General features: G+C 43.1%; 11 protein-coding genes and 1 rRNA gene. 6 read left to right on the top strand and 6 right to left on the bottom strand.

Translation table 11 applies throughout. The features are described 5' to 3' along the window. From ACU1JV_RS24865 to ACU1JV_RS24850, 4 genes are all read right to left on the bottom strand, one after another. Positions 1-100, bottom strand: a 16S ribosomal RNA gene (locus ACU1JV_RS24865); the annotation flags it as partial. A 447-nt stretch (positions 101-547) separates the two neighbouring features. Then, complete coding sequence (locus ACU1JV_RS24860) at positions 548-1,918, bottom strand: NCS2 family permease (protein ID WP_013369458.1); 1,371 nt, start codon at positions 1,916-1,918, stop codon at positions 548-550. A gap of 510 nt (positions 1,919-2,428) precedes the next feature. Continuing rightward, positions 2,429-2,899, bottom strand: a complete 471-nt coding sequence (locus ACU1JV_RS24855) for a MarR family winged helix-turn-helix transcriptional regulator (protein WP_165082855.1) — start codon at positions 2,897-2,899, stop codon at positions 2,429-2,431. 147 nt (positions 2,900-3,046) lie between these two features. Then, positions 3,047-3,892: a LysR family transcriptional regulator gene (locus tag ACU1JV_RS24850; RefSeq protein ID WP_129548707.1), complete on the bottom strand. Its 846-nt coding sequence runs from the start codon at positions 3,890-3,892 to the stop codon at positions 3,047-3,049. A gap of 129 nt (positions 3,893-4,021) precedes the next feature. Between ACU1JV_RS24850 and ACU1JV_RS24845 the strand changes: the two genes are divergently transcribed. After that, entirely contained in the window at positions 4,022-5,152 is a 1,131-nt protein-coding gene (locus tag ACU1JV_RS24845) for a Gfo/Idh/MocA family protein (RefSeq protein WP_413985580.1), read from the top strand. A gap of 100 nt (positions 5,153-5,252) precedes the next feature. Here ACU1JV_RS24845 and ACU1JV_RS24840 read toward each other — a convergent pair whose 3' ends face one another. Then, positions 5,253-5,870 (bottom strand): Type 1 glutamine amidotransferase-like domain-containing protein, encoded by a 618-nt coding sequence (locus tag ACU1JV_RS24840; RefSeq protein ID WP_413985579.1) that lies wholly within the window; start codon positions 5,868-5,870, stop codon positions 5,253-5,255. Positions 5,871-6,338: 468 nt separating this feature from the next. Continuing rightward, positions 6,339-7,877, bottom strand: coding sequence for a glutamine-hydrolyzing GMP synthase (guaA, locus tag ACU1JV_RS24835; protein ID WP_413985578.1), 1,539 nt, complete (start codon positions 7,875-7,877; stop codon positions 6,339-6,341). Between the two features lie 145 nt (positions 7,878-8,022). On the opposite strand from guaA, the gene ACU1JV_RS24830 reads away from it, so the two are divergent. From ACU1JV_RS24830 to ACU1JV_RS24810, 5 genes are all read left to right on the top strand, one after another. Continuing rightward, complete coding sequence (locus tag ACU1JV_RS24830) at positions 8,023-8,679, top strand: DedA family protein (RefSeq protein ID WP_165082863.1); 657 nt, start codon at positions 8,023-8,025, stop codon at positions 8,677-8,679. Between the two features lie 279 nt (positions 8,680-8,958). After that, positions 8,959-10,500, top strand: coding sequence for a spore germination protein (locus ACU1JV_RS24825; RefSeq protein WP_413985577.1), 1,542 nt, complete (start codon positions 8,959-8,961; stop codon positions 10,498-10,500). Continuing rightward, positions 10,497-11,705, top strand: coding sequence for a Ger(x)C family spore germination protein (locus tag ACU1JV_RS24820; RefSeq protein ID WP_013369449.1), 1,209 nt, complete (start codon positions 10,497-10,499; stop codon positions 11,703-11,705). The genes ACU1JV_RS24825 and ACU1JV_RS24820 overlap by 4 nt, the downstream gene beginning before the upstream one ends. Before the next feature lie 5 nt (positions 11,706-11,710). Beyond that, positions 11,711-12,820: a GerAB/ArcD/ProY family transporter gene (locus tag ACU1JV_RS24815; protein ID WP_330706948.1), complete on the top strand. Its 1,110-nt coding sequence runs from the start codon at positions 11,711-11,713 to the stop codon at positions 12,818-12,820. A 30-nt stretch (positions 12,821-12,850) separates the two neighbouring features. Next, positions 12,851-13,087 (top strand): hypothetical protein, encoded by a 237-nt coding sequence (locus ACU1JV_RS24810; RefSeq protein WP_013369447.1) that lies wholly within the window; start codon positions 12,851-12,853, stop codon positions 13,085-13,087. Positions 13,088-13,089 lie beyond the last annotated feature (2 nt).

Here is a 13,089-nt window from a genome sequence, read left to right as displayed (position 1 = left end):
AGGTTATGTAGAAGCAAGCTTCTAAATAACCCCGCTCGACTTGCATGTATTAGGCACGCCGCCAGCGTTCGTCCTGAGCCAGGATCAAACTCTCCATTAAAGACCAACCGAGGCTGGTTTATAGAAAGAGCGATTAGCTCATGTTGAAACTGACGAGATAAAATATCTCATTGTTGATTTTGCGAACAAAATCAGTTTACTCACTCGTTGTTCAGTTTTCAAAGATCAAACACTTCTTTTTTCGAATCAGCTCATCGCCTCATCAACTCTTATATCATATCACTTCCGAACCAACTTTGCAAGCATTTTTTTTCAAAATCTTTTTTTGAAAGATTCGCTCACAACCTTGTGTTTCTTGGCCGGAATTAGAATATACCATATGTAATTTTAGTTTGCAAGTATTATTTATATAAAATTTCACAACACATATTTATCAATCGTTTTCTTTCATATATTACTTGTTTTGTTTTTACTCGTGGTAAACTAAAAAAGAACCTCCTCCCTTTTAAACAACAGGAAAGAGGTTCTGTATTTTATATCTACTGAATTATTCGGAGCCCATAAAGGCAAAGCGGATTACTACAATAATAGCAAGCACCCACATAAGCCAGTGAATTTTAACTTTATTGCTGGTAAACAGATTACTGAACACTGCCAGCACAACGTAAGACAGAATACCAGCAGAAATACCATTCGCAATTCCACCTGTAAAAGGCATCAAAACGATGGTCAGAAACGCTGGGAATGCCAACAGGAAGTTATCCCAATCAATATTGCGAACCTGACTCATCATCAACACCCCAACGATAATCAAAGCCGGAGCAGTAGCCGCAGAAGGCACAACCAGAGCCAGCGGCGCAATAAAGAGGGCCAACAAGAACAGAACGCCTGTCGTTACAGCAGTGAGACCTGTACGTCCACCTTCTTCTACCCCTGCAGAGCTTTCTACAAATGCTGTAATTGTACTTGTACCCAATACTGCACCAGTACTTACGCCAACAGCATCTACCAGCATCGCTTTACCGATAATTTTCTCGCCTTTTTTCTTATCTTTCATTATGCCTGCGCGTGTAGCTGTACCTACCAGCGTACCGAAGGTATCAAACAACTCTACAAATGTGAAGATGAAAATAATATCAAACAGACCAATATGCAAAGCTGCTTTCAGGTCTAACTGACCTACTGCCAAATTGCTGAAATTTGGAATCCAGTGCCCTGTTGTCAAGCTACTCAGATCCGTTACACCCATCGGAATACCGATTAATGTAGTAGCTACGATTCCAATCAGCAATGCGCCTTTGACCCGAACGACCATCAACGCTGCGATAATGAGCAACCCGATTAGCGCCAACAACGCATCCTTTTGATGTACCAGACTACCCAGAACCAAATTAAAAGCATGACCCGGAACCGGTTGACCAACATCTGTCCCTGGAACAATACTCACCATAACCAGATTACAAAGCTTGAAACCAACAATTGTGATAAACAAGCCAATACCAACTGTAATAGCAGTTTTTAAATTTTCCGGAACTGCAACAAGCAGCATCTGTCTTACCCGGGTAACGGTTAAAATCAGAAAGACGATACCGGATATAAATACAGCGCCAAGTGCCGCTTGCCAAGTAATCATCCCATTAGAACTCAAGACTACAGTCATAAAGTAAGCATTCAAGCCCATCCCTGGCGCCATACCGATTGGCACATTTACAAACAAGCCCATCAGAATGGTAACTAAACCTGCACCTACTGCTGTTGCAAAGAAAACAGCTTCACTAGGCATCCCCGCTCCAGTTGGTCCCAAAAAGGTATTGTTGACCACCAGGATATAAGCCATGGTCATAAAAGTAGTAATCCCCGCAATAATCTCGGTGCGGACGTTTGTGCCATGTTCCTTTAATTTAAAGAAACGCTCCATGAGTCGTAATTCCTCCTACGCAAAGCATACTCGTATTGTTGTCGTTCACTTGCTGTAATATTCGCCTTTATATACGCTATATTACATCCGTTATTTTAGGCTCTCGCCTACGGCTTGTCAACAGAAAAAACGAATGTTACAAATTAAACACATATGTATTGTTCGGAAAACAGATAACCCGCGAGCTATTATACAGCTGGCGGGTTATCATTTAGAATAATCAGATATTTTTGTACTTATCAAAAGCATCAGCTGTATCCGGTATATTTTCCAGATAAACGATCTTCCCTTCTGCATTCAGTCGGGCTTTGTCCACTCCAGTAAGTGTATAAACTTCGCCTGTTGCCTTTTTACCGCACACTGCCCATCTGGTTTGATAGGTATCAGCTTCTTCAGCTGATTAATCGTTCTCTACTTACTTGATATTATCTTTTGCTAAATCGTAGCAATAAAAATATTCTTCTAAAATCTTCATCGAGTGGCCTCCAAAATCATTTGTCCTCGCACATTTCACATATTCTTCACATTGCTAGACATACGCTGTAGTGCATCTGTTAAAGCCACAATTTCCTCATCTGCAAACTTATAGAGGAGCTTTTCCTGAAAGGCTTGTCTTTGCTCTGTCAAAACTTTCAGCTCTTGAATTCCTAATTCGGTTAAACGTATATAGGTTACACGCTTATCCTGCTCTTTTTTACTTCGTAAAATCAGACCTTCCTCCTCCAGCCTTTTCAGATGCCGGGTCACTGCTGCACCATCCAGAACGAGCAGATGTTGAAGCTCCAGCTGACTTAGTTCCTGACGATGATTAATATGATACAAAATTTCGACCTTGGTGAAGCTGGTTTTTAGCTGTGCTTCAAAAGCGTTATTCATTTCTTTACACAAAAGATGCATTCGATAAAATAGCTGGCTTTTTTCAGAGCAATGTTTGATGACAAATCCTCCTCCTAATACTTGACCCATCAATTGATTCATCAAGCATTATACACCCTCACTAAAAATAAACAAGTCCTGAGACAAGTCTATATACAAATCCTACATTCACAAAAAAATGCTCAAGCTAAACGAATAGATTGAGCATTCCAGAATTTGTAGTTAAGGTCATTCGATGTCTTTCCTACTCTATTAGATCGTATTATTGATTTCGATAAATTTATGTTCAATTGCTGTCATTTCGTGATTGGGACGGGATATTAAATATGTATCCATGTAGCCAAAAATTGAAGGAACCGGTAAATAAGACGTTACTTTAAATTGTCGCGCCAGCTTTTTGGACATAAGGGTAATCCCCATTCCCATCAGAGCGAATTCTACCATCGTATCAAATATTCCAACCTCGACAACCTCCCCATGGGTCAATTGCATGCCCTGATACATCTTCTCTAAATGCGTGAGGTACAGGCAGCTATCCGACAATATGATAATAGAAGCTCCTTGCAATACCTGTTGGAGATCCGAGCCCTCGTGTATACCTTTCCCCACCAGCACAAGCTCTTCACGGCATATTTTTTGATAATGAATATATGGGTTGGTAGGATATCCTGTAACAAAAGCAATATCAAGCTCGCCGTCGAGGATGAATTGCTCCATTTCCGTGGTAGTTCCGGTTTTTAATGTCACCGAAGCCTGCGGGTACATCTCATATACCTTCGTTAGCGCCCTTGTTGTTTCGCCTGCTACAATGGACTGCATTGTGCCGACACGCAATTTTTCCTCCTGGGGTCTCATTTTCATCTCCGTGTCTTGCCATAGCAGTAAAATTTGCTTGTACTGAGCATATAGAATTTCGCCTGCGGGTGTCAGTTCCATACCACGAGGCTTTCGGTAAAATAACGCTGTGCCGTAATAGGCCTCCAGCTTCTTTATTTTAGCTGTCATATTCGATTGCAGATGATTCAGCTTCTGGGCAGCTTCTGTTAGACTTCTAAGTTCCGCCACTGAAACGAATGCCTGCATATTTTGAATATCCACCTCTTTCCCTCCCATCAAATAAAATGATATCTATATCATTAACAAACATTATTCTTTATGAGTTAAGTGTATTATATTGGGCTTGAGCGGTATTTACTACCCACATTTTAAAAACAGGAGGGATGTCATATGGTTCAACAGAAGATTCGTGCAGGTATCATAGGTGGTTCAATGAATAACAAATGGGCCAGCCAAACTCATATTCCGGCTTTGCTCAAGCACCCGAGCTTGGATATTACAGCCATCGGCACTTCCCGTATGGAGAGTGCACGAAAAAGTGCAAAAGGCGTGGGGGCGTCATTAGCTTTTGACGATGCGAAAAAGCTCGCAGCTTCAAAGGAAGTGGACATGGTCGTGGTGAGCGTAAAAGTTCTCCATCATAACGAGGCCGTAATGGCGGCTATTCAAGAGGGGAAGCATATTTTTTGTGAGTGGCCTCTGGGAGCCAACACTGCGGAAGCTGCTGAAATGGCTAAGGCGGCGGAACTGGCGGGCATTCATCATACCGTCGGCTTGCAGGCACGGCAGGATTTTGAGGTTCAAACGATGAAAAAGCAGGTGGAAGACGGGACAATTGGTGAAATTGTATCCTGTCATATGCAAGTAGCTACTTCTGGCAAAGGAGGACGAACAGATCAGGATACGGCATACTTGCTGAATAGAGCCAGTGGTGCCAACCTACTAACCATTAACGGGGGACATTCTTTGGATGCACTGCAATACATCGTTGGTGAATTCCGCGAGCTGTCGGCTGTCACAGCATCCCGTTATAACGAAGCCATTATTCAGGAAACGGGTGAAATCATTGCCAAGGATACAGCCGATCAAATTCTGATTCACGGGCTGTTGGAAAAAGGAACTCCGGTATCGGTTCACATTCAGGGCGGGGTGAATTCTAAGTTTGAGCTAGAGATTCAGGGGAAAAAGGGCAGTTTGCGTTTGAGTCAGAATCCTTCGCTTGGACATGTTCAATTTGGGAATCTGACGCTTGAAAAACTTGTATATGATCAGGGAAGTCATCAAAGTTATATTCCTAATGGCTTTTTTGAACCCATACGCATAGCTGCTGAACCTGATGGCTGCTTAGACTTTCCCAAAGAAGGAGTAACCCTGAATGTAGCCAAGGTTCATCATGTATTTGCCGAGGATATTTTGACGGGCACCCGTCTCGCCCCCGATTTCAACCATGCACTAAAGCTGCATCAGCTACTGGATTGCATTGAGGAATCGGCTGCAACCGGCAAAAAGATTATATGGTAAGGTAGATTTATAAAAAAAGAACCTTCAATATCAAGATAGATGTGGAATTGAAGGTTCTTTATAATATTAATCAGTTGAAATTCTCCTTTATTTAATAAAGTCATGCATTCTCGACTTTTATACTATCACCTTCAACCAAAATAAATTCCGCGTTGCTGATTGGATATAAATTTAATTGGCTGCCATATTCCTCAATGATGTTCTCCACCGCTTTTTTAAACGGGATGTTCGTATGGTGGGGGACTGGATAGAATTCAATTATTCCGAGCGCAGCAAAAGAATCCAAAGCAGACGCCTCCTGCACATTGTCCATAAGTCGGACATACTCGATATTCGGTGATAAAATCATCGAACCTGCCGATTCGCCTATATACAACTTCCCTGCATTAACTTCTTCAGCAATGATTTTGTCAGCCCCGCTTCTTCTTAGCTCTTGAAGTAAATAAAATGTGTTGCCTCCGGTAATATAAATATAGTCATTTTCTCTAATTTTACTTTCTATTTCATTCAATGTTGCTGTGCTGATTTCGATTTCATCCACGACTAATCCTAAATTCTCTAATGCTTTTTTCCCTGTATTCACATAAAACTTAACTTTCTCTGGAATACTTGCGGTGGGGATGAAAGTGACTGTTTTTCCTTCCAAGTTTTCATCGGCGAAATGGACTAAGCATGGTGCGACATCCTTAAATGAGGACGACAAAAATAATTTTCTCATGTCTTTATTCTCCTTAGAATAGCGTTTAATGAAATGGGATATGTAACACTCTAATCTAGATAAATTATAAAATATATTAGTATCAAAACATGACACCATTAGAGGATGACATGAAAAAAAAAACGTTTAATTCCAGACTTGCTTTAAGCTATCTATAGCTTAAAGCAAATAAAATCATATAAAAAAAGGAGACATTACCATTGAATAATATCTCCTTTTTTCAGTCTTCATATTCCGTTTTGTAACAACAAATGAATTTATATCTTCGTAGCATGAGGCAATACTATTCGCCTTTAGCTAAAACCCAATTGAGGTTGCCGTGTAGTAAACTTTCCCGAGCAAAGGTTCGACCTTGCCCCCGTAAAAAAGACTCCAACCGCATAGCGATAGTTCGCCGATGCGGAGGAGCCTGATGTTGTATTGGTGAATCTCAAAGGGTTCGTGGTTAAGATGCGGGAGTCTCCACGCTTATTCCCACTCGATTGTTGCTGGTGGTTTGGACGTTACGTCGTACACGATACGATTGACGTTGTCCACTTCGTTGACGATACGAACAGAGATTTTCTCCAATACGTCCCAAGGGATACGTGCCCAGTCAGCGGTCATGCCGTCGATCGAGGTTACTGCGCGAATACCTACAGTGTAGGAATACGTACGGGCATCGCCCATAACGCCAACGCTCTTCATATTCGGCAGAGCGGTGAAGTATTGCCAAATTTCCCGATCCAGACCCGCTTTGGCAATCTCCTCGCGCAAAATAAAGTCAGAATCACGTACAATCTTGAGCTTGTCCTCTGTTACTTCGCCCAATACACGGATGGCAAGACCCGGACCTGGGAATGGCTGACGCCATACAATTTCGGCCGGAAGTCCGCATTCTTCGCCGACTTTACGCACTTCATCCTTGAACAAAGCATTCAGTGGCTCGATCAGTTTGAATTTCATGTCTTCCGGTAAACCGCCTACGTTATGGTGCGACTTGATGGTTTGCGCCGTTGCTGTTCCGCTCTCTACAATATCTGTGTACAACGTGCCTTGTGCCAGGAAGTCAAAATCATCGAATTTAGCTGATTCTTCTTCAAAGACGTAAATAAACTCGTTACCGATGATTTTACGTTTTTGTTCCGGATCATCCACTCCTGCCAGTTTGGACAGGAAACGTTCACGTGCATCAATTTTGACAACTTTCATATCAAATTTACCAACGAACGTCTCCATTACACTTTCGGCTTCACCCTTGCGCAGCAGTCCATGATCAATGAACATACATGTCAATTGGTCGCCGATCGCTCTGTGAATAAGCATGGCTACAACGGAAGAATCTACGCCGCCACTTAAAGCGCACAGTACTTTCTTGTCGCCTACTTGCTGACGGATTTCACTGATTTGCTCTTCAATGAACGATTCCATGGTCCAGTTGCCTTCACAGCCGCACACTTCATACAGGAAGTTGCTAATCATCTCGTTACCTTGAACAGAATGACGCACCTCTGGATGGAATTGTACCGCATACAGGTTCCGCTCCAGATTACTCATCGCAGCAATCGGCGCACTCTCTGTTCCCGCATCCAGTGTAAAGCCGGTTGGCAGATCAGTAACGTGATCGCCATGACTCATCCACACGGTTTGACGGGAATCCAGTCCTTTAGTCAACCGAGCGCCCTCATTGAATTGCACGTCTGCTTTGCCATATTCACGCTTGCCCGCACGTTCTACCTTACCGTCCAGTTGATGAGCCATCAGTTGCATGCCATAACAAATACCAAAGATAGGGATGCCAAGATCATAAATTGCCCGATCTACCTGAGGAGCATTGTCTGTATATACGCTGGAAGGTCCGCCTGAGAAAACAATCCCTTTCGGCGCCAGCTCTCTCAGCTTCTCCGCAGGCGTATTGTATGGAAGGAGCTCGCTATATACGCCGAGATCCCGAATTCTTCTTGCAATTAACTGGTTGTATTGTCCTCCAAAATCGAGAACTACAACGATTTCATTAGGCTTATTCATTACCGTGCCTCCCTCAATTGTTCGTTTCATTATACGCAACGATAAAACAACACGTCAAGAAATCAACCATAGTTGAGTGGTCATGAAAAGATTGATAAAATAAATTGATTCTAAATTACTTAATCTGTCCGTAGGAGTGTACACAATGGATGTGCTGAAGTGGATCGCACAATTGTTCGAAGAATATGGATACGGCGTCCTTTTTTTCGGCTTGCTTCTGGAATTTATTGCCTTGCCTTTTCCCGGGGAAACTACGATGGCTTATGCGGGATATCTTTCCTATGCCGGTACCCTGGATTTCAGCAAGTTGGTGCTGCTAGCGTTTTTGGGCACAACCATCGGTATGACCATTACCTACTTTATCGGAAAATGGGCTGGACTCCCCTTTATTCAGAAGTACGGCAAATGGGTTTTGTTATCGCCGGACAAGCTTCAGAAAACACAAAAATGGTTTCAACGTTATGGATACTGGCTTATTTTCCTTGGATATTTCATTCCAGGTGTCCGGCATTTTACCGGCTATTTTGCTGGAATTATAGCTCTTTCTTTTCGTAAATTTGTCTTGTATGCTTACAGCGGTGCTTTATTCTGGGTCGTCCTCTTTCTAAGCATTGGCAAGCTGTTTGGTCCGCAATGGGATGCCATGTTCCATTTGGTTGAGCTATACGCACTACGAATCGCAGCTGTCGTTGGGTTCATCATCCTGCTGTATTTTATATATCGGTGGAGAAGCTTTCTGTTTGGATCGCTATACAAATCCAAAAAATCGGTAAAAACCAGCAACAAGGATGACACGGAATAGTCACACTCCTGCCGCCTTATGACTACAGACCCTTGCGTAATATATCGAAATCACGAAAGGTATTACTACATCCCCCGCTCTTCCAGCCGAGCCCACCATTCGCGGCTCCATCATTTCGGGCGCTCCCCTTACTCCAAACATAGACAATCCGATGATACCTTGGCTCTACGTCGTCAGCATACCCAACAATCGACCCTGTAAATACAATGGGGCCAAGCATAAATTCATATTTTCAGAGCATACTAAGCCAACAAACTCCAATATCGGAGGATTTTACGTATGCCGAATCCGAATAAAAGTTGTCCACTTACTCATGTATCCTCTAACTTGAAAGATAATGTAAATCATATCGAGAGCTCCTTTGGAAACAGCGGAGATGTAATCATTAAAGAGCTACTATGGATGCAGAAATGGCCAGCGGCTCTGTTTTATATCGATGGTCTGGTCAACACTCAATTACTTCATGATTCCGTCCTGCGTTCATTAATGCGCGTAAACGAACATCATGTACCGGAGGGCACAGAACCATTCGACTATTTGAAGGATCAAATTTTGATTGCAGGTAACTCGGGTAGTGTGGATGAAATGGATGCCTTATTCAACCAGATGCTATCCGGCGGTATTATTATTTTGCTGGACGGATACGCAAAGGGCATATGGATTGATGCGGTCGGTTGGGAGGATCGCAATGTCAGCGAACCCCTATCCCAAACCGTTGTACGGGGTTCCATGGAGGGTTTTACTGAAAATTTACGTACCAATACAGCTCTAATTCGTAGGCGAATCCGCGATCCGCGACTGTGGATGGAAACAAGACAGATCGGTCAAGTGACTCATACCAATGTAGCCGTGATGTATGTCAAAGGAATTGCTGACGAAGGGGTTATTCAGGAACTGAGAGAACGTTTGGACCGAATTGATATTGACGGAATTTTGGAAGGGGGTTACATCGAGGAGGAAATTCAGGATGAAACCTATACCCTGTTTCCCACCATTTATAACAGCGAGCGTCCGGATTCAGTCGCTGCCAGCCTGCTGGAAGGGCGAATTGCTATTTTGGTGGACGGAACACCATTTGTTCTGCTGATACCTGCATTGTTCGTTCAATTTTTCCAGTCGGCAGAGGATTATTACCAGCGTGCTGACATCAGTACGTTGCTGCGTATGCTGCGCTTCTTTTCTTTTTTTATCGCTATGCTTGCGCCAGCAGTATATATTGCGGTAACTACCTTTCATCAAGAGATGATTCCTACAAACTTATTGGTCAGTCTCGCTGCACAAAGAGAAGGCGTACCGTTTCCGGCTTTTGTCGAGGCGATGCTCATGGAAATAACTTATGAAATTTTGCGTGAAGCAGGAGTTCGAATTCCGAAGACCGTCGGGCAAGCCGTATCCATTGTAGGTACACTGGTCATTGGACAAGCAGCCGTGGATGCAGGAGTGGTCTCGGCGGCTATGGTTATTGTTGTATCAATCACAGCGATCTCCAGCTATGTTATTCCGGAAAACGGTCTTTCCATTGCGGTTCGTATTGTTCGCTTCGCCTTAATGATGCTAGCGGCAGCCTTTGGACTTCTGGGAATATTGATGGGGTTAATCGTACTTTTGTTGCACTTAACCAGTCTGCGATCGTTCGGAGTATCTTATATGAGCCCGTTTGGTCCCTATGTGGAAAGCGATATAAAAGATACGCTGTTTCGCCTACCTTGGCCTCGCATGAAGACACGGCCTCAATCCATCTCTATCCAAAATACAATTCGTCAAAAAACGAAAAAAAGACGGATTGGCAATAAATCGAAAACCAGAAGGGATCAGCCATGAAACAGACCATACATTTGTTCTTCGTCTGGGGACTGATTGCATTACTATTAGGTGGTTGCTGGGATCGTAAAGAATTAAACGAGCTGGGCATCGCTATTGGGATCGGAGTGGATATGGAAGGTGACCAGTATCAGGTGACGGCTCAGGTGGTCATTCCTTCGGCAGTAGCTTCCAAATCTTCACCAAGTGCAGGCTCGCCCGTCGTTACTTATGAGGCTACTGCGCCCACAATTCAAGAGGCTATTCAAAAAATGACGGATACAAGCCCGCGAATCATCTATTTATCTCATATTCGTATGCTGATTTTAGGTGAAGAGTATGCGAGAAGAGGAATTTCTGATGCGATTGAAGCCTTGATGCGGGAGCCTTTTACCAGAAGTGACTTTTATATTGCGATAGCCAAAAATAACAAGGCTTCCACGATGTTAAAGATCCCCACTCCACTGGAAAAGTTACCGGCCAATAAAATGTTTGCTTCATTGGATACGTTAACTAAAACATGGGCTCCTGCCACCAAAGTAACCATGGATCAACTGCTGAGCGACTTGGCTAATCCTGACATCCAGCCCACTCTGCCCGCATTGGAAGCTTTGGGAGATACAGAATCGTCCAATGAAAAAGGTGTGGATGACATTAAAAGCATATCTCCTGGAACCACACTGAGGTTCTCCGGTATCGGTGTATTAAAAAAAGACCGCTTGCTGGGCTGGATCAATGAACAAGACAGCAAAGGGTTCAATTACATTCGAAATACAGTGGAATCAACTACAGGACACGTCGACTGTCAGGGAGGAGGTAATATCGCCTTATTAACCTTGAACAGCGAAACCCAAAGAAAAGTGATCATTCGCGATGGAGAACCTGTTATCTCCATATCCGTTACCAACGACAGCACAATACGAGAGGTCAACTGCCAGCATATGAAGTTAAGCAGTATGGCTGACATCAAAGAAATTGAAGCTGCAAGCAATGAAAAAATCGTTGAAATTTTGAGGCATTCTGTAGAGACTGTCCGACGTGAGTTTAAGTCAGACATTTTCGGCTTTGGTCAGCTGATCCACCAGTCCAAACCTGAACTTTGGAAACGACTAAAAGAAGAAAAAGAAAATCCATTTATGGACTTACAAATTGAATATAAAGCAAAGACCACGATCAAAAAAATTGGTTCCTTGTTTGAATCGTTCCAAAAAGAAATGAAGGAGTGAGCTTGGTGGAGGAGAAAGGGCGTATCAGCATTACAAATATAGCCGTACTCGTATTTTTGAGTATTATCGGAGACTGTGTATTGGTATATCCCTCCCTCATTACTAGCATATCCAAACAGGATGCCTGGATCAGCTCATTCCTAAGCATCCCTGCAGGACTGGCTGTACTACTGCTATTCCTGCGGGTACATCAGCTATATCCTGATCTCACCTTTGTTCAGCTATGCGAGCGAATTTTGGGTCCGTGGCTAGGCGCCCTCATTTCAATATGGTATTTGTTCCATTTAATGATGAATTCAGCGATTTATTTAAGAGAAGTCGGAGATTTTATGAACAGCCAAACCTATGTGATGACGCCTCTTCCCGTGATCAATTTACTTTTAATCCTTGTGCTAATGTGGGGCATGTATATGGGATTGGAACCCATTGCGCGTACGGCTCAAATCTTATTTCCATTTTGCTTGGCTTTTGCTTTGTTTTTAATCCTATGCTTGCTTCCCCAATGTGACAGTCAGCAGCTTAAGCCCATTATGGAGCAAGGTATTCCTAAAATTATGGAGGGCAGCCTATTTGCGCTCTCCTACCCATTCGGTGAACTAGCCTTTTTACTCATGATTTTTCCCTATGTGAACAAACAACCGGGTCTAAAAAAATCGGTTTTACTTTCCGGACTTGCTGCCAGCATTCTGTTAAGCGTACTACTCCTAGTTTCTCTCCTGGTGCTGGGCCCTTTTGTAACCGAACATAGCGTGTACACCTCTTATATGCTATCTAAAAAGATCAATATAGGGAATTTCTTACAGAGAATTGAATCCATGATGAGTACTGCCTGGATTATCACTACCTTTGTTAAAACCATTTTACACTTCTATGCCTTTACCTTAGGAATGACTCAGCTACTGCGATTAAATAATGTTCGGACCTTTCTTGGTCCTAGCTTCATGATCCTGTTTGGTCTGATTATCGTGTCGGCGCCTAATATTACTTATTATCTGGATACGATCGTCCACGCCTGGATTTATTGGGATTTGACGGATTCCATTGTCCTTCCTTCGCTGCTGCTTATCGTATACAAGTTAAGATCGAAAGGCCGCCACAGCCTGGGACCCAGTTGATCCACACCCTTAACGGAAGGAGCCTTCACTGTGCTGATCACCACTGTTATTATCTGTATCGGTCTAGCCATTGCTGCCAAAGATTTGCCAGGCTTGTATCGAAAACATCGCTTTAAAGATATGTTCGTGTACATCATTATGCTCGGAATAGGCACATGGCTTAGTGTCCTTGCCGCCAAGTCAGAGGTTACGCCAAGCCCGTTGGTACTGATTGAAATCATCTACAACCCTGTTAACGCTTTTGTGTCACATATATTTGGTTTTTAGAA

Source organism: Paenibacillus sp. T2-29 (assembly GCF_052921365.1).
The sequence above is the reverse complement of the archived record's forward strand: the minus strand, read 5'-3'. Positions and strand labels throughout refer to the sequence as shown.